The sequence below is a fragment of the Maritalea sp. genome, from assembly GCF_051251695.1.
In the GTDB taxonomy this organism is placed as follows: domain Bacteria; phylum Pseudomonadota; class Alphaproteobacteria; order Rhizobiales; family Devosiaceae; genus Maritalea.
On record NZ_JBPOEU010000003.1, the window covers coordinates 117,825 to 142,666 of the forward strand.

The following is a 24,842-nucleotide window of genomic DNA, read 5'->3' on the forward strand; positions in this document are numbered from 1 at the left end:
GAGGGGCCACGCCAAATGGCGCGTGTGCGGGGTGTTTATGAGCAAAATTGCATGGATTGGTTTGGGTGTTATGGGCGCGCCAATGGCCGCGTACCTTAAAAAGGCTGGCCATCAAATTACGGTTTACAATCGCACCACTTCACGGGCTGAGGCGTGGGTGAAATCAAACGGCGGCGAAATGGCTTTAACGCCTTCACAAGCAGCAAAAGACTGCGATTTTGTTTTTGCGTGTGTCGGTAATGATGATGATTTGCGCGCGGTCACTGTTGGTGACGACGGGGCGTTCCAGTCCATGCCAAAGGGATCGGTCTTTGTCGATCACACAACGGCAAGCGCCAGTGTTGCGCGTGAACTTTGTGACAAGGCAAAATCGCAAGGAATTGGGTTTATTGATGCGCCAGTATCCGGCGGCCAAGCCGGTGCCGAGAACGGCGTTTTAACGGTCATGTGTGGTGGTGACGAAGATGTATTTAATCGTGCCGCCCCGCTCATTGATGCTTTTGCCCGATCCTGCCAATTGTTGGGGCCATCGGGTTCTGGTCAACTCACAAAAATGGTCAATCAGATCTGTATCGCTGGCGTGGTGCAGGGCTTAGCTGAAGGCATGAACTTCGCCCAACGCGCTGGGCTTGACGGGGAAGCTGTACTTGATGTGATCTCGAAAGGGGCCGCTGGATCTTGGCAAATGGAAAATCGCGGTAAAACGATGCTTGAAGATGAATTTGAGTTCGGATTTGCTGTGGATTGGATGCGCAAAGATCTGGGCATGTGTTTGGCCGAAGCGGACAGCAACGGTGCGTCCCTTCCTATGACGGCGCTTGTCGATCAGTTCTATAAGGACGTGCAGTCAATGGGCGGCAATCGATGGGACACTTCAAGCCTTATGCGTCGCCTTACAAGGGACAAATAGGGCTACATATAATTTTTGCAATGCGGAAATGATGTTCTAGGTCCAGTGCGCCGCCGGGCTGCCGGCGGGCAGGGCATACGCCTCAATCTGATTTCGACCATGTGTTTTGGCGTGATACAGTCTTGTATCCGCAATCGCGTAAACGTCATGCGATCCACGGCCTTCTCGCGACAAGGCAATGCCGCCGCTGGTCGATACTTTTAGGTCCGGTTCGATGGATTGCCAATCCCAAGAGCTGATATGTCGTCGGATGCGCTCGCACACAATGATCGCTGAATCTTGGCTGGTATTCGGCATCAAAATTGCAAATTCTTCACCCCCAATGCGGGCGACGATGTCGCCTTTTCGGGTATGTTCTTCCAAAATATCGGCAACAAATCGCAAAACGTCGTCGCCAACCAAATGAGAATAATTGTCGTTGATCCGCTTGAAGTGATCCAAGTCCAAGACGGCGATTGCATATTTTATGCCCCGGTCCGCATCATATTGCAGCAAAGCCTGATCGAACGCCCGTCTATTGCACAAACCCGTAAGCGCGTCCTTATAGGCTTCTTCCGTCATGCGCTCTGCATGTACGGTGGCTTGCTCAAGTTGGTCGCGCATGTCTTTCACATTCGCTTTATATGCAGCCATCCGGTCCTGCCAATAAGCGCGCCTTGCCAACGAGCTTTTGAATTGAGCGTGATATGTTTTGTGCGCGTTCAGTGCATTCTCAAATTGTCCCGCCGCTTCATAGGCTTCAGCCATCCGGCGTTGGGCGTTCATAACGTGGTCCGCATCTGGATTGGCCTCTGCCGCTTTAAGGGCCTCAAGACCAAACTGAATGGCTTTTTCGCTGTTGCCGCGTCGGTTTTCAACCTCACTCTTGGTGTACAAAAAGTGGACGATGCCAATGTCCATCAACCCTTGAGGTAAATTCTCCGCCGCAGACATTAACTCGTCTGCATATTCAAACTCTTGCTGGACAGCGGCGCATTCTGCCGCATTGCAATACCCGATAAATAGATACCAAAGATTGCCCTCTTCCTTTGCTGTTTCAATAGACTGTTTTGTCCACATCAATGCAATTTGAAAATGGTCATGATGAGCTTGCTTATCGCCTTGCTCAAAGGCGCTGTCCCCCATGCGGGTATGGAAAAATCCCTGATGCAGCGTAAAGACGGGACGAAGAGCGGGAAAGTCATGCTCATCCTGCAATGCGTTTGCCCGATCCATAAGATCTTGTGCTTTTTCAAAGTTGGAGCCTTGAACAAAAAGTATGGCCTGCAGATCAAAAGCGCGAGCAAGCAACTCATTGTCATTGTGGGCTTTCGCCCAGGTTTCAACTTCTGCAAGTTCGGTGTAAGCGTCGTCGGTCAACCCCAGTTGCAAAAGAATGCGCCCATGAACAAACTGAGCGAACGCGAACAATTTGGAATCGTTAAGTTCGGGAATAATGGCAAGTGCTTTGTGGATGTAATCCATTGCCAATTGTGGTTTTTGCAGCCAGCGCTGGGCACGCGCAATTTCAATTTGCGCGCGCGCAATAAGGTGCGGTTCGCCAAGGTCCTTAGCAAGCCGCAAAGCCTTTAAATTGCGCTGAAGAGAAGTTTTAGGACTGCCATCCAAATACTTTTGGATCGCGTCCTTCATCAACGCTTCTATTTTTTCCCGTTCCGACACTAAGCATCCAGTGTATTTTTTTGGATTTCCAACAATTGCAGCAGTCTAGCGAAAATTGGTTAACGCCAAGTGGCTAAATTTTGTGCATTTAACCTCTTATTGTAGTGATATTTGGTCATCAAATCCCCCATAGAATTTACGCTTTGAAGTTGCAAGTAATTGTACTTATTAGGTAAAATAAAAGCACTGAAGAATGAGCAGCCGAGCGTTCATTTCGAGGGGAAATGTCAAAAAGGGTTAAACAAATTTGAGTGTTAGGATCGACTTAAAGCGAGAATTGAGTGTAGCTGCTCGCGCGGCCGGGCAATAACGTGTTTGAATTGCGTTGGTTCCCAGCTGCAAAATTATCCCTCTAAGCTACACACTTTAAGTGGTTTCAGCCAACAGCGCCGCGAGCTGATCTGTGGCCGCGACACTGGTCATCACGCCCGGTGATAACCTTAAAGTTGCACCTCGACAGTCGGCGTAAAGGTCCGCCTCTCGCATGGTTGTAAGAAATGATTGCACTCGTTCAACTGTCTGAAATTGGACCATGACGCTGCCGCCGCGATTTTTCGCATCGCTGGGGGAAACAAGCTTTAGGCCGGTATCTTTTATGGCATCTAGTATTTTTTGAGACAGACTTCTGTTGTGCTTGAGCAGTTCGACTTTATCCAATGCTGCGTGCCATTTTAATGCCGGAACAGTCGCGGCAGCCGAAAGAATGCTTGGCGTGCCATTGTCGAACCTACGTATGTCGTTTGCGAACTCAAATGTGTCTAAAGCCCAGTTGAACGGATTGTCTTGGCTAAACCATCCTCGAACTTCTGGCGTACACTCCACAATAAGTTCTGGTCGCACATAGAGCATACCTGCCCCCGGGGTGCCACACATCCATTTTAGGCTGGTTGAAATCGCAAAATCAACGCGCGGCGCATCAACCGAAAACGGCAAAAGGCCGGCCGCTTGGGTAATGTCCACCCCAACAAGACTGCCCATGTCGCGCCCATGCTGGGCAAGGCGCTCCAAATCAGCCTTATGAGAAGTTGTTGAGCTGACCCAAGTGACCAAGGCGAGCGCTACGTCTTTATCCCAATGGGCAATAAAATCGTCGTCATCCACCCAAGAGGCGCCCTGCCGCATGGCCACAGTTTCCAGCTCAAATCCCAATTTTTGCTGCAACCCGGTTAAAAGGAAATGATTTGACGGAAAGCAATCTGCCCCAACCAGCACCTTGCAGCCACGAAGCATATTGTCAGGCAGTGAAGTGATGAGCATGTGCATGCCCTGCGTGACATTTTCACAGCTTGTAACCGATCCACTTGCCGCTCCGATAAGTGCGCTCCATAAGCGAATGAACTCTGCACGTTGCCCAAGTAAATAGTCCCATTGTTGGTCGTTAACGGCGCTCCAAACCTGCGCAAACGTTGAAGTCGCTTCAGCAAGATCTCGGCCCTTTTGAGGATATTGGCCAATCGAGTGATATAAAAAATATCCGTCATCCTTCGTTGCGCTGCGATCTTCCATTAATTCCCTGCTTAGCTCTGTTTGTCGTTGATTTTCCAGCTGTCGATCCATCCAGGATCCACAAAATTTCGGGTTCGCCATCGTTCACACTGGTTGACGAAATTCTGATCTTATCGTATACAGAAATTAAGATACTACAAGCTTAAAGGATATCCAAAATTAGGAATTCGTTGAAAGCTGGGGGTCTTGAATTTGAATTACGAGTTAAATTGTATACAGTTGATGTAGCAGACAACCGGAAAATGAGGATTTAACTTCTCGATGTCAGGCGTTAAGAACACAAATTCCGGTGCCGCTGGTGGCGCGCGCAAGCAGAGCGTTCATATCCATGATGTTCTGATGGGGCGCATGCAGCGCGGCGAAATTGCCCCAAATTTTAGGCTGGTTGATACAGCTGTTGCAGCAGAGTTTGGTGTTTCTCGTATGCCGGCGCGTGATGCGTTGATGCGCTTATCCCATGAGGGCTATTTAGAGGCAACAACGCGGGGTTTCGTTTTGCCACGCATGTCTCACCAAGAAATTTTGGAAACGTTTGATCTTCGCCGATTGTTGGAGCCGCGCGGTGCCGCCTTGGCCGCTCAGGCGATCAGTGATGAGCAAATTGTAAAACTCAAACAAACGCTGATTGAAGCGCGTGTTGCAACCGATTGCGGCAATTCTGAACTTTTGTTCAAAGCAAGCGAGCGATTTAGGAACGGGTGGATATCCGCCATTCCAAACGGATCGTTACGTAGCGCGATTCAGCGGTACATGACCCAAGTACAAGCGGTGCGGATGATGACTTTTGTTGACCCCAAAAATCATCCCCTGATCACCTCTGGAAACGCAGAACTTTACGAGGCTTTCTCCAGTCGAAACGGTGTCGCTGCATATGACAGTATCACGCGTTTTGTTTATGTGGGCGAAAGCGCCTATTTGGATGCAACAAAGCAACAAGACCAAACAACAAAGAACGCCGCAACAATAGCATAGCGGCGCCAAAAATATATGCGTGATAGGGAGCGCAAACCATGAATGAAGTAAGAGCAGAGGTCCGTCTGCCCACACAAAACCTAGCCGCAGATTTGCCGTTTTACACGAAGACATTGCAAATGCGTCTGGATATGATTTACCCGGCTGACAACCCGGAAGTCGCTGTGCTTTCCGGCCATGGTTTGCGTGTTCGGATCGAAAAAGGCGCTGCAGAAGCGCCCGGCACTTTGCGTATACTGACAGATAACCCTAATTCCTTTGCCGATGGTGAGCGCAAGCTAGTTGCGCCAAACGGTACGAAGATCGAAATTGATGAGTTAAACCCGCCGCTTGTTTTGCCGGAAACCGATCACGCATTTGTTGTACGCAAACTGGCTGACCAAGCGCCTTGGGTCATCGGTCGTGCGGGCATGGCATATCGCGATCTTATTCCTTCACGGCTGGGTGGCGCGATGATTGCGTCTCATATTCGGGTGCCGGACGGTCCAGTTCCAGACATGGTGCATTTCCACAAAGTTGGGTTTCAACTCATATTTTGCATTCGCGGATGGGTTGATGTTTTGTATGAAGATCAGGGTGATGTTAGACGTCTTCATGCCGGTGATTGCTTTATTCAACCGCCGACAATTCGACACCGTGTGATGCACGCCGCCGAAGGGATTGAGGTCATCGAGATCGGGGTACCTGCCGAGCATGTAACCCAAATTGATCACGATATGAGCTTGCCCACACCAACATTGCGGCCTGATCGCGAATGGGATGGGCAACGTTTTGTCCATAGTTTGGCAAAGGACGCTAAATTTACCCCATTCCGGGTGCCTGGTTTTGAAGCGCGTGACACAACAATCAATGAAAATACCAAAGGTGTTGCCTGCGTAAAAGTCGCCCGCCCAACCGGCGCACCAACCGTTTGGACAAAACACAATGGCGACATTTTATTCAATTTTGTGATGTCCGGCGAGATGACGTTGGAAGGCGAAGGCAAAGAGCCCTATCGTTTAACTCAAGGCGATGCATTTGTTATTCCGCCGGGAATGGCAACGCGATATGCGGATCCAACTGATGAGCTTGAATTGCTCGAAGTCAATCTGCCAGGAGAGTTTGAAACAGAACTACTTTAATTCGAATAAGCCGAATAACTAAAAATAAAAGACGGCAATGTTCGAGAAACACAGGATTATTAGGGAGGACTATAAAATGAGAAAACTCACAACATTGATTGCCACAGCAGCTTTGCTCAGCAGCACCGCTTTGGCAACAGCAGGCGACACTAAAGTCGGCATTTTGATGGACATAACTGGCCCCATCGCCAACTTTATTCCACCATTGCAAAACGCCACCAATTTGGCCGTGAAACAAGTGAACGCCCAAGGCGGTTTGCTTGATGGCAACGCCGTTGCGGTGTTTGGCGATACAACAGGTACATCCCAAGGTGCGGTTGATGCGGCACAAAAGCTCGTCAATATTGAGAACGTGCCGGTTGTTATGGGCGCGCTTATGTCAGGCACCACAATTGCTGCCGCTGAAGCTGTGTTCATTCCTTCTGGCGTGGTTCAACTCTCGCCAACAGCAACATCTCCGGCGATGACAAATCTTGTCGATAATGATCTGGTTTACCGCATCGTGCCATCTGACAATTATCAAGGTGAAATTCTTGCCAAAATGGTCCTGGGTGAAGGCATTAAAAAGGTCGCTGTTACCTATGTAAACAACGATTATGGCGTTGGTATTGGCCAAACATTTATCGAAGCCTACAAAGCAGCTGGCGGCGAAATTGTTGCTGAAAGTAAGCACGAAGAAAAGAAAGATTCTTATCGTTCTGAACTCGCGAGCTTGGCAAAAGGCGATGCTGAAGCACTGGTTGTGGTTGCATATGCTGGCGACAGTGGCGGTAAAATCGTAAAGCAAGCGGCCGAAGGCGGCCTATTCACGCGCTTCATCGGCACTGATGGATTGCGCGATGAATTGTTGATCAAAAATGTTGGCCCAGAAATTTTGAGCACATCGTTTTTCTCATCACCAACTTCACCTGGTGACAACCCAGCCCAAGCAACATTGCACGACGCGTACAATGCAGAATATGGCGACGGGGCAGACAAAGCGTTTGTTGACCAAACATATGACGCAACGTTCCTAACAATGTTGGCGATTGAACAAGCTGGTTCTGCTGATCGAAGCAAAATGGCTCAAGCCTTACGCGATGTGGCTTCTGCGCCGGGCGTAAAAGTTGGGCCAGGCGAATGGGAAAAAGCTAAGGCCCTAATCGCTGCGGGAACCGACATTGATTATGATGGTGCTGGCGGCACATATGACTTTGATGCAAACGGCGACGTAAGCGGTTTCATCGGAAAGTTTGTGGTTGACGGTAGCTCGTACAAACAAACTGAAATCGTCCAATAATCGGTCGATAGGTCAGGTTTGTGATTCAGCTAGAAAATATCTGTGTCGATTTTGGCGGCTTGCGTGCGATTGATGACGTGAGTTTTAAAATCGACGCGGGTCGCATCACGGGGCTTATCGGTCCAAATGGTGCGGGAAAAACCACCGCCTTCAATGTGATTGCAGGTGCCCTAAAACCAACTTCTGGCGGTATCATTCTTGATGGTCAAGATATAACAAACCTAAAACCGCACCAGCGCGCAAATCGCGGGCTGGCGCGCACTTTTCAAATTCCGCACGAGTTTGCAAAACTCACAGTGCTTGAAAACCTAATGGCCGCTGCATCAGCGCCAGTTGGAGAAAACGTTTTCAACGTTGTTTTTCGACGTGGGCTTTTTGTAGCCGAAGAACGTGAAATTTATAATACGGCAAGAGAAACCATAAGCCTTTTGGAACTCGACCATGTTCGGGATGAACAGGCCGGCAATCTTTCCGGCGGGCAAAAAAAGCTTGTTGAACTTGGCCGTGCGCTCATGCGCGATCCCAAAATAATTCTGCTGGATGAAATCGGGGCAGGCATCAACCGCACATTGTTGGGCAAATTGGCAGACAAACTTCAACGACTTAACGCTGAACGAAAATTGACATTTTGTCTTATCGAACACGATTTGGATTACGTTTCCAAACTTTGTGACCATGTGCTTGTTATGGCGCAAGGCAAGTTGCTCACGCAAGGTACAGTGGACGAAGTTCGGCGCGATGAGCGTGTGATTGAAGCCTATTTCGGTGGCGGAAAATATGAGGCTCAATCATGAGTGTGCTTTTGGAAGTGAAAGACCTCACGGCAGGATATGGCGGCGTGCCAATTATTGAAGGCATATCATTTGATGTGTTCACGAATGAGATCGCCGTTATTTTGGGGCCAAACGGCGCCGGTAAGTCAACTGTGCTGAAAACCATTTTTTCGCTAACGACAATTCTTGGCGGCTCCATCACGTTGGATGGCCAAGATATTACCGCGCGAAAAACGTCAAAGCTTGTCTCGATGGGCGTTTCAGTCGTGCCGCAAAGTCACAATGTGTTCCCCAATCTCACGGTCGATGAGAATTTGGATATAGGCACCTATGCGGCACCCCCAGCGGATAAGGTCGCGACGCGCGAAAAAATCTTGAGCCTGTTTCCTGACTTGCGCGACAAACTCGGGCAACCTTCCGGTGAGCTATCCGGCGGTCAGCGCCAAATGGTGGCGATTGGCCGAGCGCTAATGTGTGAGCCTACGTTGCTTTTGCTTGATGAACCCACGGCTGGCCTGTCGCCTGCATACTTGGAACGAATTTTTGATTTGCTCTTGGATGTTCGAAAAACTGGGGTCACCATATTGATGGTTGAGCAAAATGCACGGCAAGCTTTGCAAATCGCAGACCATGGTCACGTATTCGTCACTGGCAAAAACTTCGCTTCGGGGACGGGTCAGGAACTGCTGGCAGACGACAATGTCAGAAAATCGTTTTTGGGCGGAGCCGCATCATGATTGAATTCATCAATTTCTACCTGTTTCCCGCTCTGGCGATCGGCAGTATTTATGCGCTGGGTGCTGTTGGCATTTCCATGATTTTCGGCATCCTACGGTTTGCGCACTTTGCTCATGGCGACTTGATGACTGTCGGGGTTTACGGCGTGTTCGCGGCAAGTGTGGTGTTGCCCGTAAATCCGCTTCTATTGGTGCCATTTGGTGTGGCCTTGGCCATTGGCGCAGCGCTGTTCGTTGATAAGGTTTTCTATCAACCCTTGCGAAAATTACCGACGATCTACACGGTTATTTCGTCGTTTGGCGTCGCTTTGATTTTTCGCTCGTTGGTCCAGCTTTTTGGCGGTTCAGAAAACCAAGTCTTTGGAACTGGTATTCGGCCGCCGATTATTTTGTTCGATACATTTCGGATTTCCAGTTTGCATGTGCAGGCCGTTGCAACCACCGCGGTTATCGCCATTGCGCTTCACTATTTCTTGTCCAAAACAATGACCGGTCGCTCCATGCGCGCTGTGGCAGATGATCCCGAATTGGCCCAAGTGTCAGGCTTGGACACCGAAAAGGTTGTACGCTGGACGTGGATTATCGGCGCGGCCCTAGCGGCAATCGCCGGTGTTTTTGCTGGATTAGATACGAGCGCCCATCCCAATCTTGGCTGGAACCTATTGATGCCCATGTTTGCGGCTGCAATTTTGGGTGGCATTGGTAAGCCGATGGGAGCCATGGCAGGTGGGTTCATTATTGGCTTGGCAGAAGAATTGTCGTCCTATCACTGGATCGGCGACGACGCGCTAATTTCCCCATCATACAAAACCGCCGTAGCATTTGTGATTATGATTGGATTGCTGATCTTTAGGCCGCAAGGTCTGTTTAAAGGGAGGTTGCTCTGATGGAAATGACAGGGCTTTTCTTCTATCTCGTCAGCATTTTAATCGCCGGTGGCATTTACGCGCTGTTATGTTTGGCGCTGAATATTCAGTGGGGCATGGGCGGTGTGTTTAACGCCGGGATTGCGGGTTTTTTTGCAACAGGCGCATACGCCTCAGCGATTTTAACCACCAGCGAGTCAGCAAAACACGTCGGTGGTTTTGATCTTCCAGTGGTCGTTGGCTTGGCTGGCGCAGCGGTAATTTCGGGTTGCGTTGGCTGGCTCGTTGCCAAGATCTGCATTCGGCTAAAAAGTGACTATTTGGCGATGGCCTCTATAGGTATCGCTGAAATTCTGCGATTGATAATTGTAAATGAAAGTTGGTTGACCAACGGCGCTCTAGGGCTTTCTGGGGTTCCTCGCCCGTTGGCCGGTTTGGCATCCGGACGCGCAGCAGATATCGTTTTCTTGGCATTCATCTGGGCCATAGTGCTCGTCGTATTTTTGTTCTCGCAAAGACTTTATGACAGTCCATGGGGGCGCAGCTTGCGTGCCATTCGCGACAATGAAACATCCGCTTCTGCAGCTGGTAAGGACGTTGAAAAATTTCGCATCCAAACATTTGTAATTGGCTGCGCGGTTATGGGTGTCGCCGGTGGACTTTCAGCCCACTATTTCCGCTTTTTATCGCCATCCGCGACCGACCCAATGTTGGTGACGTTTCTGGTGTGGGTTATGCTGATGGCAGGCGGTTCTGGGAATAATAAAGGGGCCATCGTTGGCGCCTTGGTTATTTGGTTCCTTTGGTCGGCAACTGAAATCTTTACCAACAGACTGCCACCCGAATGGATTACTCGCAGTTCGTTTATTCGAATGCTGCTGGTTGGTTTGTTGCTGCAATTCGTGTTGCAGCGTTTTCGGTCTGGGATCATTCCCGAGAAAGCCCCAAAACTTCGATACACCAAAAAAGAGTGAGCGCACGTCCAATGCCGCTTTTGCAGGTGGTGGGATGGCGAATTGTATAAACTAGGGAGGACGTAATGAATTCTACTGAATTGTTAGCCCAATTTGGCGATCTTTTGCTAAATGACGGCATAGAAATTGTGGACCTATCCGCCGTTTTGGGACCGGAAACGCCGCTCCTAAAGCTTCCGCCAGAACTGGCGGTTGATACGCCTAAAATTGAAATCCATTCTATTTCCGCCTATGACGATAAAGGGCCATGGTGGGCATGGAACTGGCTTAAGCTTGGCGAACATTCGGGCACCCATTTTGATGCGCCCATCCATTGGATCACCGGCAAAGATTATGCCGATGGCGCAACCGACACCATTCCGCCCAAGAACTTTGTTGCCCCTGCAAATGTCATCGATTGCTCTAAAGAAGCTGCAGCCGATCCAGATTTCTTGTTGACCGCTGATCACGTCAAAGCCTGGGAAGCTGAGCATGGTGACATTCGAAAAGGCGAATGGGTTTTGATGCGGACCGACTGGTATAAACGCAATGGGTCCGAAACAGCGTTCTTGAATGCCGATGAAACCGGGCCGCATACGCCCGGACCGACTGCAGACGCCATTGAATATGTTATTTCAACAGGCGCAATTGGCTGGGGCAGCGAAACGATTGGCACGGACGCTGGCCAAGCCGGTGGTATGGAGCCGCCATTTCCAGCACATAGCTTGATGCATAAAGCCAACAAATATGGCTTAGCGAGCCTTTCGGGTCTTGATCGGTTGCCAGCAAAAGGGGCCACCCTTATCGCAGCGCCGCTTAAGATTAAGCATGGCACAGGCAGTCCAACGCGCGTTCTGGCACTGGTGCCGCGTCGCTAGCAGTGCAGCAACCTTAGGGGCTTAAAAATGGCAGAAAGATCTTTCGTCAAAGAAGTTGAAAAACTTCGGCTTGGAGAGGGTGAAGACTTCTCCGGCGAAGGTATTTTGGCCATTACTAAAGCCTTGCTCCAGTGCGGCGTTGGCTATGTTGGTGGCTATCAAGGCGCGCCGATAAGCCACCTGATGGATGTGCTGGCCGATGCCCAAGACATTCTTGGCGAGTTGGGCGTTCATTTTGAAGCAAGCGCCTCTGAAGCCACGGCGACAGCGATGCTTGCCGCATCTGTCCACTATCCAATTCGCGGTGCAGTCACGTTTAAATCCACCGTGGGCACCAATGTGGCTTCTGACGCTTTGGCGAACCTTTCCTCGGGTGGCGTAAAGGGCGGGGCGCTGATTATTGTGGGCGAAGACTATGGCGAAGGCTCTTCCATCATGCAGGAGCGTAGCCACGCTTTTGCCATGAAAAGCCAAGTCTGGCTGCTTGATCCTCGCCCCAATCTGCCCTCAATAGTTGATGCAGTTGAAACCGGTTTCGAACTGTCAGAAGCATCAAACACACCCGTTATGCTTTTGGTGCGCATACGTTCGTGCCATGTCCACGGGCATTTTACCGCTAAAGACAATAAAGTGCCTGAAATGAATGTTGCGGATGCGCTAAACAACCCGCAACGCGACACGAAACGTATTGTCCTTCCGCCAGCGTCTTATCTCCATGAAAAAGAGAAAATTGAAGAGCGGCTTCCCGCCGCGATCCAATATTTGAAGACGCATGAGATCAACGAAAAGTTCGGACCTGAAGGCGCCAAAATCGGCATTGTCCTTCAAGGGGGAATGTACAACGGCGTGATCCGCGCGTTGCAACGTTTAGGCCTGGCAAACACCTACGGTGCGACCAAGGTGCCGCTTTATGTGTTGAACGCTGTTTACCCCCTGGTTGAAGATGAGTTTCTGGCATTCTGCGCCGACAAAGAAAACATATTGATTGTTGAAGAAGGTCAGCCAGATTATCTGGAACAGGCCTTTTCCGCCATGTTGTTTAAGGCGCAAGAAACCGTAAAAATCAGCGGCAAAAACGTACTGCCGATGGCGGGTGAATATACGGGGAAAGTTTTGCTGGGAGGCATTAGTGCCTTTTTACGCACATCTGCGCCCCACATGTTGCCCTCCCAGTTCTTAGCGCCGAACGATACAGTAAAACCAGAACAGGCCGCCGAATTGGCAAAGCTCGTGCCTGCTAGACCACCCGGATTTTGCATCGGTTGTCCGGAACGCCCTATCTTTGCCGCGACTAAACTTGTCGAGCAGGAAATGGGCCCACATTTAATTTCATCGGATATTGGCTGCCATCTATTTTCCATCATGCCACCGTTTGAAATTGGCGCAACGACAATGGGTTACGGATTAGGCCCCGCGTCGGCGGCAGCATTTAACTCCCCTAACGCAACCAAGCGGTCCATCTCATTTATTGGTGATGGGGGCTTTTGGCACAATGGCCTGACTTCTTCCATTGGTAACGCGGTTTTTAACCAAAATGACGGCGTCATCGTCATTGTCGATAACTACTATTCAGCAGCAACCGGCGGCCAAGACATTCTGTCTTCAAGGGCGATAAATCTCACAAAGTCGACCAGCCACCCCATCGCCGAGGCGGTGAAAGGCGTCGGTGTGAAATGGGTCAAGCAACTTGACCGGACGTACGATGTTTCCAAAATGAGAGAGATTTTGACCGAGGCACTCACAACATCCGTGAAGGGCCCCAAAGTCATCATTGCATCGTCGGAATGTATGCTCAATTTGCAACGTCGGGAAAAACCACTCATTGCAAAAGCTATTTCAAATGGCGAGCAAATTTCAAAGCCACGCTTTGGTATTGATGAGGACATCTGCACCGGCGATCATGCCTGTATTCGGCTTTCTGGCTGCCCATCTCTTTCCCTAAAAACGTTAAACGATCCATTTCGAGATGATCCAGTTGCTGCGATTGACCACACCTGCGTCGGCTGTGGAAACTGTGGTGAGGTTGCCGATGCGGCTGTTCTTTGTCCGTCATTTTATCGCGCGGACCAAATTCACAACCCAACAGCTCTATCTCGTTTTGTCGCCAACATTCGCGGTAGCATAATTCAAAAACTGCAGGCTTGGCGAGAGCGCGGGCGTCTGCGTTTTGAGGAGGCAGGCAATGAGTGATGATAAGATCATCAAACTCGCTGTCTTGGCCGTTGGTGGGCAAGGCGGGGCTGTGCTTTCAAACTGGATTGTCGATGTTGCCGAAAACTCCGGATTTATCGTTCAGTCTACCTCAGTGGCAGGGGTGGCACAGCGAACTGGCGCCACGATCTACTATATTGAGATGGCTAAAAGCACGGGTGAACAACCCGTATTTTCCCTGTCGCCATCTGAAGATGATGTAGACATTTTGGTTGCCGCAGAGCTGATGGAAGCCGGGCGCGCTGTGATGCGCGGTTTTGTATCAAAAGACAAAACAACATTGATTTGTTCCACCCACCGCATTGTTGCAGTCTCCGAAAAAACCGTACCCGGCGATGGTCGGGCACCTTCAGATGAAGTGAGCGAACTGTCGCGCACTTCCGCCAAAACCTTTATCGGCTTTGATATGGAACGGATTGCGCTGGAGGCGAAAACCGTAATTTCATCTAGCCTTTTTGGGGCACTTGCAGGTTCGGGATGTTTGCCATTTGAGCAAGAGGCATTCGAAAATGCGATCACCAAGTCCGGTCGAGGGGTTGATGCGAGCCTAAACGGATTTCGCGCTGCCTATCTGAAAGCTTCCCAGTTACGCGAGGGCAGCGAGATAACGCTGCCGGACGAAAAGACGGTTGAGAAATCACCAGTATTGGGCAGCGCTGTTCAGGGCCCAAAAAAGCAAATCGCCAAGTGGAAGGCGCTTCAAAGTCGGGTCAGTAGTTTTCCTGAACCGACACGCGACTTTGCCATGCGCGGTTTGATTAAAACGATAGATTATCAAGACGTAGAATATGGCCGCGAATATCTAGATTTACTCGAAAAAGCCATTGACGTGGATCGGGCAGAAGAAGACTTTGCCCTCTCCAATGCGGCGGCCAAGCACTTAGCAAACGCACTTTGCTACAATGATGTGGTGCAAGTCGCAGAGCTAAAAACCCGTTCAACCAGGCTAAAACGTGTGCGGGGCGAACTTGAACTGGATGAGCAAAAAGTTTTGCATCTGACGGAATATTTCCATCCGCGCATACAAGAATTTTGCGGAATGATGCCGCGTCCGGTCGGGCAGTTCATTGAGGATCGTCCCAAGCTTGCCGCCAGATTGGATAAATTGATCAATCGCGGGCAAAAAATCCGCACAGATAGTCTGTTTGGCTTCACCTCTCTTTGGGTGATCGCTGGCGCGAGATCGTGGCGTCGTTCCCAATTGCGGCACCATTTCGAGAAAAAGCACTGGAATGAGTGGTTCCAACTTTCACTTGATCATGTTCAAAAAGATTATTTGCTTGCTGTCGAAATCCTGAATTGTCGACGTTTGATAAAAGGATATGGTGATACGCACGTCAGGGGCCAATCAAAATTCGACCGCGTTCTCTCCGGACTCCCCCTCCTAAAGGGACGAAAAGACGCATCAATTTGGATCACCCGCTTGCGAAACGCGGCCCTAAAAGATGAAGGCGGCAAGTTACTTGATGGAACGCTGAAAACCATCGCGACGATGAGCGATTAGGTCAGTTTGTAACATGTTGGTTGCATTGTAGAGACAATCAGTGCTGTCTGAAAAGCGTTGGCAGGTGTGGTCTCGCATTAGGCGCGATAACTGCATTGACGGCTTTTGCCGGCGAGCTCACCATCGCCACGCTGAACAATGACCACATGATCGAAATGCAAAACTGACACCTGAGTTTGAAATACCTCATCTGGGTATCACAGTGAATTGGGTTACTTTGGACGAAGGAACACTTCGCTCTCGTGTAACCGCAGACATTTCTACAAAAGTGAGTCAGTTCGATATCATGACCACAGCATGTATGAGGCACCAATTTTGGGCGAACGCGGTTGGCTAGAAGCACTTGAATTTAGCGCCGAATATGATGTTGATGATATTCTACCCGCTATGCATGGCGGATTGAGCCATGACGGCAAGCATTGTGCTAAACAATTCTATGGCGAACTCGTTTGGTGCCAAACGGTTCAATGAAGATTGGATACCAGATATTGACAGTGCGGCATGGAACCATGCAGTAACAATGTATGTTGGTGTGTTGACTAAATACAGCCCTCCAGGATCAGAAGGCAACTCATTCAACGAGATTTTGGCGCTGATCACCGAAGGCAAATGTGGCATGTGGATTGTGCAACTATCGCAGCATCATTCGTATCTGATCCAAAACAGTTAAAAGTTGCTGACGTGATTGCGGTCGCACAATCTCCTGTTGCAGTCACCAGTCGCGACGCAAACTGTTTGTGGGCTTGGTCACTTGCTATCCCTGCGGGCACAAAGCAAGCAGACGCTTCATTCTCAAGTCCAGAAGCCTTGTTCTGGGCCAAACTTTCAGCCGTTTCGACCTTGGCATGTGCGCCATCGTAGTATTGGATGGCTATGCCAGCGCCAATTGGTGCGGTGCCTAAAATTTGGGGCAGTGAAGTAATGTCAATTGTACGTCCCGAAATTGAATTCGTTGATCGCACTACGTGTTCCATCCGCTACTTGGAACATGGATGGCCGACCGGTTGGCACAGCCACGAGGAATATGAGTTGCACCTAATCGTCGTAACCCGTGGAAAAGCGTTCGTTGGTGTCAGAGACATGCTGGTTCAATTTAACCAGCAGAATATTGACGAACTTTCAGACGCATTTCCTGAACCCAATAAAATGCGACCGATGTTTGATTTAGCACGGTCTGGTATCAAATTTGTGGATTTCAATCCAACTTTTGCAAAGGGGCATCTTGAGGCCATCCGTGATGTTCGGGGCGCGGAACGGATTGTTGCCTTTCTCCAGTTCCTTGTTCGCGTAAACGAGCATACGGAAAAAAAGCAACTATCAGTTGTCTCCATTTTTCAACCCGAAGGCAATAGTAAGCAAATTCGGAAAGGTGTGCAGCAAGTTGTACACCAAGGAAAACCCAGTTACCTCGATTTGTTGCGCCTCTGGCTTTCAAAATTTCGCCAATTATAATCTTCATTTCCTGAAGATGAAAAATATGACTCCGTCCGCCTATCGAGAATTGGCGCGTGGTGAATTGACTTCGCCGAAAAGGGTTGCACAGTGAGTAACGAGAAAGCCACCCAACTTTACCAGACCACATACGATAGGTCTGATTGCGAAATCGGTATTATGCATTTGGGCATTGGCGCGTTCCATCGCGCCCACCAGGCAGTTTATATCGACGACTATATGCGAAAAAGTAATGATCTCAATTAGGGAACTGCAGCGGTCAATCTGCGAAAGACCGAAGCAAAGAGCTTTGCCACCTCGGCCCTGTCAGTCGGCGGCTATGCTCTTAAAACGGTTGATCCAAATGGGGCGGTCTCGCAGCGCCGCGTTCGTTCTCATGTGGCGTTCAGAGATTGGCCAAATGAGATTGATCTTGCTGAAAGCCTTTTAGCCCAAAACTCGGTGAAAGTCGCGACCATCACGGTGACTGAAAGTGGCCATCATTTGGACAATGAGGGACACTTAAACCCTGATGACGCTACAATTCGCGATGAAATTAATGGTGATAGCAAGTCTTCGGTTTACGCCTATCTTGAGGCAGCGTTGGCGCGACGGGCCACTGAAATTGACAAGCCCTTAACGATTGCATGTTGCGACAACCTTCGGGGAAACGGCGATAAGCTTAGATGTAATTTCCTCACCTATCTGGCATTGACCGAAAACAAAACCCTAGCGGACTGGGTGCGCAAAAAGGTTGTTTTCCCGAATTCTATGGTTGATCGCATAACCCCGAGGAAAGCAGACGATGTGCAAAGCGACGCGCAAGCCCTGTTTGGTGCCAATGTCGACGAAGTTGTGCAATCTGAGGCATTTTCACAATGGGTGCTTGAAGATTATTGTGCCGACATAATGCCAGATATCTCCATCGTGGGCGTTGAAATTGTGCATGATGTTGACCTCTATGAAGAAGCAAAAATCCACATATTGAACGGTAGGCACACTTGCTTAGCATACCTTGCAGCGCTCAAAGGTCATCAAACATTTGACCAAGCAATGCAAGATGATGAGCTGGCTAAACATTTCAGGGATTACGAACAGCTGGAAGTTTTGCCGGCGCTGCCAGCGGACATTCCCTTGGACACAACTGCCTATTTGGACAATGTCGAAATGAGGTTTTCCAACAATACGATTGCAGATTCCATAGAGCGGATTTGTGCAGACGGTTTCGCAAAATTTCAAATTTTCATTCGCCCAACAATTGAAGCGGTACTTGAAAATGGCGATGCACCAATTCATGCAATTCGCTCGATCGCGAGTTGGTATTGGTTCGCTCAAGCTGTGAAAGATCAACGGATTTCATTCGAATATTACGAGCCCAGCTGGGATGTTGTCTCAACCTTGCTTGAACCAGGTCAAATTGAGCGCTTTGCGACGTCAAATGTCCTTTGGTCTGACCTGCCAAAAAGGTTCCCTCAATTTAGCATATTACTCAAACAAACTATCGTGGAAATGGAAAAATCATAGCCAGTGTAACTATCCGTGGCGTCCGTAAATCTTACGGCGAAGTGCAAGTAATGCATGGTGTTGATATGGACATTTCAGATGGCGAGTTCGTTGTTTTTGTCGGCCCTTCAGGGTGCGGAAAATCAACGCTTTTACGGATGATTGCGGGTCTAGAGGAAATAAGCGATGGGACAGCTTCCATCGGCGCCCGTGTCGTGAATGATGTAGCGCCATACAAGCGGGAAGTGGCGATGGTCTTTCAGGCCTACGCGCGACCGTTTATAAGAACATGGCGTTCGGCTTAAAGCAGGCCGAAACACACCCGAACGAAATTGACCGTAGTGTGCGTGCTGCGGCAGAAGTTCTTCAGATCACAGACTATTTGGAACGCTCGCCACGCAATCTATCCGGCGGGCAACGCCAGCGGGTTGCCATTGGCCGTGCCATTGTTCGCGACCCGGAAGTGTTCCTATTTGACGAGCCACTCCCAAATTTGGATGCTTCCTTTAGGGGCCAAACCCGCCTAGAAATCGCACGACCGCACCGCCGCTTAAAATTCACGATGATTTACGTGACACACGACCAGGTTGAGGCGATGACTCTCGCAGACAAAACTGTTGGTCTACGCGACAGTAAAGTCGAGCAGGTGGGCTCACCGATTGATCTTTATGAACGCCCAGCCAATTGCATTGTCGTGCAGTTTATCGGTAGCCCTAAAATGAATTTCTTCACCAAAACAGACCTTGTTGAAGGCGCAGAGATTGAGCCGTCAAATCCACCCTCAGACAGCGCATTAATTGGCATCCGCCCCGAACATTTAGAACAGTGCGCTTAAAAGGATGCGCTGCTTGTCGGCAAGATTGAACTGGTAGAGCAGCTAGGTGAATTCGCCCTCTTGAACATGGTCACCCCCAACGGTACTGAGTTCATCACCAAGATGGATAAACCGCCTGTTGAAGACAGCGGCAGGCCGCTTTTTCAAGGCTCAATCAAGCTTGATCCATTTGTTTGATAAATCAAGCGGTTTGCGTGTGTAACAATGACCTAACGTTGAAGACCATTCGCATTTACCAAAAAAAATGACAAATTCTTCGATGATTCGTGTGATCCATTTCGTGCCGCAAACTTATAATTGAACTTTCTTTCTGATCAATAGGTGTTCATCGAAAAGGATGGGCAGAGCGCTGTAGTCAATGGCCTTTATATCGATGCAAATGGTCCACTTAGATAGTGTTCAGTCTTAAGCGGAAATGGCGAGTTGGCTTTTCAGTATCTATTCAGCAACCTGAATGCTCGCTAGATATGCGATGACGTTGGTGCGGTCTGCTTCTTTTTTAAGGCCAGCGAATGTCATTTTGGTTTTTGCGATATAGTCTTTTGGTCTTTTCAAAAACTCATTTAGCGCTTCTACGTCCCAGATTTGGCCTTCGGCTTTCTTTTCCAAAAATGATTTGGAGTATTTAAAACCTTCACTTGCGCCGATTTCAGCAGCGAAAAAATGGTTCAGTTGTGGTCCGACACCATTTTTAGCTTTTTCACCAATCTTGTGACATGCCTTACATTTCTTGAATACTTTTTCGCCCTTTGCCACGTCTCCGGCAGCGATGGCTGCTTCGCGCTCTGCTGCTGGGTCAAAGTCTTGCGCAAGTGCGGTAGAACCAAATGCTGTTGCAGCAAGTACCCCGGTTAGAGCTAGGTGTACAAGTTTCATGAAAATACTCTTTTTGTTCTAAGGAACGGACGTCCTACGTACGTTTATGTCAGTTTATAGGCCGTGGAATTGATTTAACTCAATTATTGCAATTGATACAGAACTTATTTTTTAGCAGCATGCAGAAACCACAACATTCTTGATTAAAATCAAACAAAATTGATCTAGAACAAGGTCTTGATATTCATCAAGGCTTATCCAACGACCGTAACAAAAAACGGTCACTCATGTCTGCTCACCGCCCCAACATCTGCCGGTACAACCTCAGCCAAGCAATTCAGGCGCTTCTTGGCGAATTTTTGCTTGTTTGCGCGGTGTTGATTCTCCTTATTCAGTCATTTGCGGCCCAAGCCGCCCCCACATTTGATGTGATTTGTGGCGAGCAAGGCGCTGTTGTGATTGCAGTGGATGTTTCAAATGAGCATGGCCAATGCCCAGATTGCACGAGCTGTGATGAATGCTTAGCAACATCCGAACCACCTGCAGTTCTCCATCCAAACAATAATTTGAGAGTTGAGGTTTTGGTTGCCCAAAATAGCATCCAAATTCTTGATCTAGGCGTCATAACCCTAGCTTTGACCCACGCGCAGATGTTGCGTGGACCACCTGCCAGAAAAAGCGACAATTATATGCATTTCAATGCAACAACAAACACGCGCCGCATGGGAGTTCTCTCATGAGGTATGCAAAAACTGCCCTTCCCCCATTTCTTATTCTGGCCATTTTGATGCTGGCCATCGCGTTGAACGCGACGGCCGCTACAGCACAGACAACGCGTCCTGTGCTTGAAAAATTCTTGCCAAAAATTGAAGCTCGTTTTTTTGCCCCCGAAGCCACCGGCTTTGGTGAAATTAGACCGGACGTTCCCCTTGCGCCGATTATGAAGGGTGATGAGGTGCTTGGCTATGCATTCATTACTTCGGACTATGTCGGTACAACCGGTTATTCGGGTAAGCCGATCCATGTGATGGTTGCAATTGATTTGGATGGAAAACTGTTTGGCGCTGAACTGGTCAAACACTCTGAGCCAATTGTTCTCATTGGTATTCCTGACAGTAAAATCAAAAAACTAACCGCCAGCTATAGCGGCTTGGATATCGTCAAAGAAGCTGAATTAGGCGGTTCGGGCCACGACCTTGAGATTATCTCTGGGGCAACTGTCACCATAATGATCATCGATGATTCTATCGTACGATCAGCCATTAAGGTTGCCCGTGCAATGGGATTGGGTGGCATGTCCGATGTGAGTGCGGACCAATCGCCCAAACGGGAACTGAGCGCGGATCAAAGTCTGATTAGCGATTGGCAGACGATGTCGGGCGATGGCACCGTGCGCCGGATGACGCTGGACGTGGGCCAGATCAATGAAGCTTTTGAGGAAACTGGCGATCCACGAGCGATTAAGCGACCAATTAAGAAAGACGCCGAAACAACCTATATCGACATGCATACAGCGCTTGTGTCTGCACCCAGTATTGGTCTTGGTCTGCTTGGGGAAGCTGAAAACGAGAACCTTAAAGAGTGGCTGGCTGAAGGCGAACACGCGATCATGATCGCCGGTCGCGGCATTTATTCATATAAAGGGTCGGGCTATGTGCGCGGCGGTATTTTTGATCGTATCCAACTCATACAAGGCGACATTTCAGTGCGCTTTCACGACAAGGATCAACGCCGTTTGGGTCAAATTGCAGCAAATGGAGCGCCAAGCTTTACGGAGCTTGACCTCTTTAAGATCCGGGCAAATGCTGAGTTCGATCCGGCGAAACCTTGGCGGTTGCAATTGCTTGCGCACAGGCAAGTTGGCCCAGTCGACAAGACGTTTTTAACGTTCGATCTAGGGTACAAACTTCCCGAGCAATATCTGGAGCCCCTTCCCCTTGTTGCGCCGCAAGCAATTGCCGTCGATCAAACGGAGGATCAGGCTGCACGCGCCGCCTTGTGGAAGCGTATTTGGCAAGAAAAGCAGTTTGAAATCATCGTTCTGGGCGCAATGCTTGCGGTTTTAACCGCCACATTCTTCTTTCAAAAGCAGTTCACCAGAAACGCCCGTTTTTTCTATTGGTTTAGAATGAGCTTCCTTGTTGTGACCCTATTGTTCCTTGGTTGGGGGCAAAACGCGCAACTCTCCATTGTGAATTTGATGGCTCTTGGCGCTTCATTACAAACTGGCTTTAGCTGGGACGCGTTTTTGCTGGACCCGCTTGTGTTCATTCTTTGGTTCTCTGTTGCTGTGGCATTGTTGTTTTGGGGGCGCGGCGCCTTTTGTGGCTGGTTGTGCCCGTTCGGCGCGCTGCAAGAGATTTCAAATCAAATTGCACGTTTCTTCAAAGTGCCGCAGTGGGAACTGCCTTGGGGTTTGCATGAACGTCTTTGGCCTTTGAAATATATGATTTTCTTAGGGTTGTTCGGCATGTCTTTGGTATCCATTCCGATGGCTGAGCAATATGCGGAAATTGAACCGTTCAAGACAGCAATTATTCTTAAATTTGATCGTGCGTGGCCGTTTGTCGTGTTTGCCACCGTCATCTTGGGCGCAGGCCTTTTCGTAGAACGATTTTACTGCCGCTATCTTTGCCCATTGGGTGCCGCGTTGGCGATCCCGGGCCGTATTCGGATGTTTGATTGGCTCGATCGTTACAAGGAGTGTGGCAGCCCTTGCCAAACTTGCGCCAACGAATGTTTCGTTCAAGCGATCCATCCCAATGGCCAGATCAACCCCAACGAATGTCTTTCCTGCTTGCATTGCCAAGTTCTGTATCAGGACGACCAAAAATGTCCTGTCTGTATCAAGAAGAGAAAAGGACGGGAACGTCGTTCACAAAGCGACACAGCATCTGCGGCTGCCATGAAGGCACTGCTTTCCCACAAAAAACCAACTTAAGAAATCGACATAAAGGAGACCAAATATGTCTGAAAATAAAGTCAAAGCCGAAGGAATTTCTCGGCGAGAACTCCTCACCGGCACAGGTGCTGGCGCATTCATAGCTGGCTCACTAGCCGCAACTGGCGGCGCTGCCCTGATGGCAACACCCGCCGCTGCATCTGAAGGTAGCCACTCATTGGCTCCTGGCGAATTGGATGAGTATTACGGTTTCTGGTCATCTGGCCAAGCCGGTGAATTGCGGATTTTGGGCGTTCCTTCCATGCGCGAATTGATGCGCATTCCGGTGTTTAACCGTTGTTCAGCAACAGGTTGGGGCCAAACCAATGAGTCATTGAAAATTCTGACTGAGGGTCTAACCGAAGAATCCAAGCAATTCTTGGCCGATTCAGGCATGAAAACATATGACAATGGTGACCTTCACCACCCCCATATGTCTTTCTCCGATGGCACATATGACGGTCGCTATTTGTTCATGAACGATAAAGCAAACACCCGCGTTGCGCGTGTGCGTCTGGACGTGATGAAATGCGACAAGATGATCGAAATCCCGAATGCTCACGACATTCACGGTCTGCGTCCTCAAAAATTCCCACGTACCGGATACATTTTTGCGAACTCTGAGCACGAAGCACCATTGGTGAATGACGGCTCAACAATGCGGGACGTTTCTACCTACACAAACATCTTCTCAGCCATTGATGGCGATGAGATGAAAGTTTCCTGGCAGGTTATGGTTTCTGGCAACCTTGATAACACTGATTGTGATTATCAGGGCAAATATGCGTTCTCGACGTCTTACAACTCAGAAATGGGCATGAACCTTGCTGAGATGACCGAAAACGAGATGGACCACGTTGTGGTGTTTAACATCAAGGAAATCGAAAAAGGCGTGGCCAACGGTGATGTTAAAGTCATGAATGGCGTGCCGATTATTGATGGTCGTAAAGGGTCGAACAAGAAATATACGCGCTATGTGCCAATTCCAAACAGCCCACACGGTGTGAACACTGCGCCTGACAAACGTCACGTTTGTATTGCGGGTAAATTGTCACCAACGGTTTCTGTTATCGATGTGACAAAGCTAGATGCCTTGTTTGACGAAGATGCTGATCCACGCTCATGCATTGTGGCTGAACCTGAATTGGGTCTTGGTCCACTGCACACAGCGTTTGATGGACAAGGCAATGCGTTCACAACATTGTTCCTCGACAGCCAAGTGGTGAAATGGAACATCGACAAAGCCATCCGTCTTTATGCTGGTGAAGAAGTTGATCCAATCATCTCTAAAGTGGATGTTGCCTACCAGCCTGGTCACAACTCAACTTCAATGGGTGAAACCTCAGAAGCTGATGGCAAATGGCTTGTCTCAATGAACAAGTTTTCAAAAGACCGTTTCTTGAATGTTGGTCCTTTGAAGCCTGAAAACGAGCAATTGATCGATATCTCGTCGGACGAGTTGAAAATCGTGCATGATGGCCCAACATTTGCGGAACCACATGACAGCATTATTGTTCACCGCTCAAAAGTGAACCCAAGTGCTCTTTGGGATCGCAATGACCCAATGTTCGATGATGCCAAAGCCCAAGCAGCAGCCGATGGTGTTGATTTGGAAGAAGGCTCAGAAGAAGTCATTCGCGATGGTAACAAAGTGCGCGTCTATATGACATCAATGGCACCGGTTTTCTCATTGGAAAGCTTTACTGTGCAGCAAGGCGACGAAGTCACCGTGTATGTCACAAACCTTGATGACATCGACGACCTTACCCACGGTTTCTCATTGTCTAACCACAATGTGGCGATGGAAGTGGGACCACAAGCTACGGCTTCGGTAACCTTCATCGCGGGTCGTCCGGGTGTTCACTGGTTCTATTGCCAGTGGTTCTGTCATGCATTGCACATGGAAATGCGCGGACGGATGTTCGTAGAACCTAAATAAGGATT

General features: G+C 49.2%; 23 protein-coding genes and 1 pseudogene. 21 read left to right on the forward strand and 3 right to left on the reverse strand.

The features are described 5' to 3' along the window. The first annotated feature begins 37 nt into the window (after positions 1-37). The gene (locus tag ACSHWX_RS02450) at positions 38-910 is read left to right on the forward strand and encodes an NAD(P)-dependent oxidoreductase (RefSeq protein WP_435666592.1); all 873 of its coding nucleotides are present in this window, start codon (positions 38-40) and stop codon (positions 908-910) included. A gap of 36 nt (positions 911-946) precedes the next feature. On the opposite strand, the gene ACSHWX_RS02455 is transcribed toward ACSHWX_RS02450, so the two are convergent. Then, the gene (locus ACSHWX_RS02455; RefSeq protein WP_435666593.1) at positions 947-2,572 is read right to left on the reverse strand and encodes a diguanylate cyclase; all 1,626 of its coding nucleotides are present in this window, start codon (positions 2,570-2,572) and stop codon (positions 947-949) included. Between the two features lie 366 nt (positions 2,573-2,938). Continuing rightward, the gene (locus ACSHWX_RS02460; protein WP_435666594.1) at positions 2,939-4,078 is read right to left on the reverse strand and encodes an aminotransferase class V-fold PLP-dependent enzyme; all 1,140 of its coding nucleotides are present in this window, start codon (positions 4,076-4,078) and stop codon (positions 2,939-2,941) included. 261 nt (positions 4,079-4,339) lie between these two features. Here ACSHWX_RS02460 and ACSHWX_RS02465 point away from each other — a divergent pair, with 261 nt between their 5' ends. From ACSHWX_RS02465 to ACSHWX_RS02545, 17 genes and pseudogenes are all read left to right on the forward strand, one after another. Next, the gene (locus ACSHWX_RS02465) at positions 4,340-5,050 is read left to right on the forward strand and encodes a GntR family transcriptional regulator (RefSeq protein ID WP_435666595.1); all 711 of its coding nucleotides are present in this window, start codon (positions 4,340-4,342) and stop codon (positions 5,048-5,050) included. A gap of 38 nt (positions 5,051-5,088) precedes the next feature. Beyond that, positions 5,089-6,171 carry a cupin domain-containing protein gene (locus ACSHWX_RS02470; protein WP_435666596.1) on the forward strand — a complete coding sequence of 361 codons (1,083 nt, stop codon included), beginning with the start codon at positions 5,089-5,091 and terminating at the stop codon, positions 6,169-6,171. A gap of 76 nt (positions 6,172-6,247) precedes the next feature. Continuing rightward, positions 6,248-7,450, forward strand: coding sequence for an ABC transporter substrate-binding protein (locus ACSHWX_RS02475; RefSeq protein ID WP_435666597.1), 1,203 nt, complete (start codon positions 6,248-6,250; stop codon positions 7,448-7,450). 20 nt (positions 7,451-7,470) lie between these two features. After that, a complete protein-coding gene (locus ACSHWX_RS02480; protein WP_435666598.1) occupies positions 7,471-8,244 on the forward strand; it encodes an ABC transporter ATP-binding protein in 774 nt (257 codons plus the stop codon). Beyond that, on the forward strand, positions 8,241-8,960 hold the full coding sequence (locus tag ACSHWX_RS02485; protein WP_435666599.1) for an ABC transporter ATP-binding protein: 720 nt from the start codon (positions 8,241-8,243) through the stop codon (positions 8,958-8,960). The genes ACSHWX_RS02480 and ACSHWX_RS02485 overlap by 4 nt, the downstream gene beginning before the upstream one ends. Next, positions 8,957-9,847, forward strand: coding sequence for a branched-chain amino acid ABC transporter permease (locus ACSHWX_RS02490; RefSeq protein WP_435666600.1), 891 nt, complete (start codon positions 8,957-8,959; stop codon positions 9,845-9,847). The genes ACSHWX_RS02485 and ACSHWX_RS02490 overlap by 4 nt, the downstream gene beginning before the upstream one ends. Beyond that, on the forward strand, positions 9,847-10,800 hold the full coding sequence (locus tag ACSHWX_RS02495; protein WP_435666601.1) for a branched-chain amino acid ABC transporter permease: 954 nt from the start codon (positions 9,847-9,849) through the stop codon (positions 10,798-10,800). Before ACSHWX_RS02490 ends, ACSHWX_RS02495 begins: the two co-directional genes overlap by 1 nt. Before the next feature lie 65 nt (positions 10,801-10,865). Continuing rightward, positions 10,866-11,657, forward strand: coding sequence for a cyclase family protein (locus ACSHWX_RS02500; protein ID WP_435666602.1), 792 nt, complete (start codon positions 10,866-10,868; stop codon positions 11,655-11,657). Positions 11,658-11,684: 27 nt separating this feature from the next. Beyond that, a complete protein-coding gene (locus ACSHWX_RS02505) occupies positions 11,685-13,847 on the forward strand; it encodes a thiamine pyrophosphate-dependent enzyme (protein ID WP_435666603.1) in 2,163 nt (720 codons plus the stop codon). Then, on the forward strand, positions 13,840-15,372 hold the full coding sequence (locus ACSHWX_RS02510) for an indolepyruvate oxidoreductase subunit beta family protein (RefSeq protein ID WP_435666604.1): 1,533 nt from the start codon (positions 13,840-13,842) through the stop codon (positions 15,370-15,372). Before ACSHWX_RS02505 ends, ACSHWX_RS02510 begins: the two co-directional genes overlap by 8 nt. Before the next feature lie 297 nt (positions 15,373-15,669). Beyond that, positions 15,670-15,843: a hypothetical protein gene (locus tag ACSHWX_RS02515; RefSeq protein ID WP_435666641.1), complete on the forward strand. Its 174-nt coding sequence runs from the start codon at positions 15,670-15,672 to the stop codon at positions 15,841-15,843. Beyond that, on the forward strand, positions 15,809-16,042 hold the full coding sequence (locus tag ACSHWX_RS02520) for an extracellular solute-binding protein (RefSeq protein ID WP_435666639.1): 234 nt from the start codon (positions 15,809-15,811) through the stop codon (positions 16,040-16,042). Before ACSHWX_RS02515 ends, ACSHWX_RS02520 begins: the two co-directional genes overlap by 35 nt. Further along, positions 15,991-16,233 carry a hypothetical protein gene (locus ACSHWX_RS02525; protein WP_435666642.1) on the forward strand — a complete coding sequence of 81 codons (243 nt, stop codon included), beginning with the start codon at positions 15,991-15,993 and terminating at the stop codon, positions 16,231-16,233. The genes ACSHWX_RS02520 and ACSHWX_RS02525 overlap by 52 nt, the downstream gene beginning before the upstream one ends. 12 nt (positions 16,234-16,245) lie before the next feature. Continuing rightward, positions 16,246-16,824, forward strand: coding sequence for a hypothetical protein (locus ACSHWX_RS02530; RefSeq protein WP_435666605.1), 579 nt, complete (start codon positions 16,246-16,248; stop codon positions 16,822-16,824). A gap of 90 nt (positions 16,825-16,914) precedes the next feature. Further along, positions 16,915-17,070, forward strand: a complete 156-nt coding sequence (locus tag ACSHWX_RS02535) for a hypothetical protein (RefSeq protein WP_435666606.1) — start codon at positions 16,915-16,917, stop codon at positions 17,068-17,070. A 132-nt stretch (positions 17,071-17,202) separates the two neighbouring features. After that, a complete protein-coding gene (locus tag ACSHWX_RS02540; RefSeq protein WP_435666607.1) occupies positions 17,203-18,327 on the forward strand; it encodes a hypothetical protein in 1,125 nt (374 codons plus the stop codon). Beyond that, positions 18,324-19,126: pseudogene (locus ACSHWX_RS02545) on the forward strand (ABC transporter ATP-binding protein); the annotation flags it as partial. The gene ACSHWX_RS02540 and the pseudogene ACSHWX_RS02545, both read left to right, overlap by 4 nt. Positions 19,127-19,579: 453 nt before the next feature. On the opposite strand, the gene ACSHWX_RS02550 reads toward ACSHWX_RS02545, so the two are convergent. Further along, the gene (locus tag ACSHWX_RS02550) at positions 19,580-20,017 is read right to left on the reverse strand and encodes a c-type cytochrome (protein ID WP_435666608.1); all 438 of its coding nucleotides are present in this window, start codon (positions 20,015-20,017) and stop codon (positions 19,580-19,582) included. Between the two features lie 227 nt (positions 20,018-20,244). On the opposite strand from ACSHWX_RS02550, the gene ACSHWX_RS02555 reads away from it, so the two are divergent. From ACSHWX_RS02555 to nosZ, 3 genes are read left to right on the forward strand one after another with little or no spacing between them, the layout of a single operon-like run. Further along, positions 20,245-20,697, forward strand: a complete 453-nt coding sequence (locus ACSHWX_RS02555) for a hypothetical protein (protein ID WP_435666609.1) — start codon at positions 20,245-20,247, stop codon at positions 20,695-20,697. Then, on the forward strand, positions 20,694-22,898 hold the full coding sequence (locus ACSHWX_RS02560; RefSeq protein ID WP_435666610.1) for a 4Fe-4S binding protein: 2,205 nt from the start codon (positions 20,694-20,696) through the stop codon (positions 22,896-22,898). Before ACSHWX_RS02555 ends, ACSHWX_RS02560 begins: the two co-directional genes overlap by 4 nt. 25 nt (positions 22,899-22,923) lie before the next feature. After that, entirely contained in the window at positions 22,924-24,837 is a 1,914-nt protein-coding gene (gene nosZ / locus ACSHWX_RS02565) for a TAT-dependent nitrous-oxide reductase (RefSeq protein WP_435666611.1), read from the forward strand. Positions 24,838-24,842 lie beyond the last annotated feature (5 nt).

Excerpts from the sequence above, each read along its gene's own strand:
- ACSHWX_RS02500 (WP_435666602.1), top strand. The coding sequence starts at position 10,866 with ATGAATTCTACTGAATTGTTAGCCCAATTTGGCGATCTTTTGCTAAAT.
- ACSHWX_RS02450 (WP_435666592.1), top strand. The coding sequence starts at position 38 with ATGAGCAAAATTGCATGGATTGGTTTGGGTGTTATGGGCGCGCCAATG.
- ACSHWX_RS02470 (WP_435666596.1), top strand. The coding sequence starts at position 5,089 with ATGAATGAAGTAAGAGCAGAGGTCCGTCTGCCCACACAAAACCTAGCC.
- ACSHWX_RS02485 (WP_435666599.1), top strand. The coding sequence starts at position 8,241 with ATGAGTGTGCTTTTGGAAGTGAAAGACCTCACGGCAGGATATGGCGGC.
- ACSHWX_RS02515 (WP_435666641.1), top strand. The coding sequence starts at position 15,670 with ATGTATGAGGCACCAATTTTGGGCGAACGCGGTTGGCTAGAAGCACTT.
- ACSHWX_RS02530 (WP_435666605.1), top strand. The coding sequence starts at position 16,246 with ATGCCAGCGCCAATTGGTGCGGTGCCTAAAATTTGGGGCAGTGAAGTA.
- ACSHWX_RS02520 (WP_435666639.1), top strand. The coding sequence starts at position 15,809 with ATGGCGAACTCGTTTGGTGCCAAACGGTTCAATGAAGATTGGATACCA.
- ACSHWX_RS02555 (WP_435666609.1), top strand. The coding sequence starts at position 20,245 with ATGTCTGCTCACCGCCCCAACATCTGCCGGTACAACCTCAGCCAAGCA.
- ACSHWX_RS02560 (WP_435666610.1), top strand. The coding sequence starts at position 20,694 with ATGAGGTATGCAAAAACTGCCCTTCCCCCATTTCTTATTCTGGCCATT.
- ACSHWX_RS02510 (WP_435666604.1), top strand. The coding sequence starts at position 13,840 with ATGAGTGATGATAAGATCATCAAACTCGCTGTCTTGGCCGTTGGTGGG.
- ACSHWX_RS02505 (WP_435666603.1), top strand. The coding sequence starts at position 11,685 with ATGGCAGAAAGATCTTTCGTCAAAGAAGTTGAAAAACTTCGGCTTGGA.
- ACSHWX_RS02460 (WP_435666594.1), bottom strand. The coding sequence starts at position 4,078 with ATGGAAGATCGCAGCGCAACGAAGGATGACGGATATTTTTTATATCAC.
- ACSHWX_RS02550 (WP_435666608.1), bottom strand. The coding sequence starts at position 20,017 with ATGAAACTTGTACACCTAGCTCTAACCGGGGTACTTGCTGCAACAGCA.
- nosZ (WP_435666611.1), top strand. The coding sequence starts at position 22,924 with ATGTCTGAAAATAAAGTCAAAGCCGAAGGAATTTCTCGGCGAGAACTC.
- ACSHWX_RS02475 (WP_435666597.1), top strand. The coding sequence starts at position 6,248 with ATGAGAAAACTCACAACATTGATTGCCACAGCAGCTTTGCTCAGCAGC.
- ACSHWX_RS02465 (WP_435666595.1), top strand. The coding sequence starts at position 4,340 with ATGTCAGGCGTTAAGAACACAAATTCCGGTGCCGCTGGTGGCGCGCGC.
- ACSHWX_RS02495 (WP_435666601.1), top strand. The coding sequence starts at position 9,847 with ATGGAAATGACAGGGCTTTTCTTCTATCTCGTCAGCATTTTAATCGCC.
- ACSHWX_RS02490 (WP_435666600.1), top strand. The coding sequence starts at position 8,957 with ATGATTGAATTCATCAATTTCTACCTGTTTCCCGCTCTGGCGATCGGC.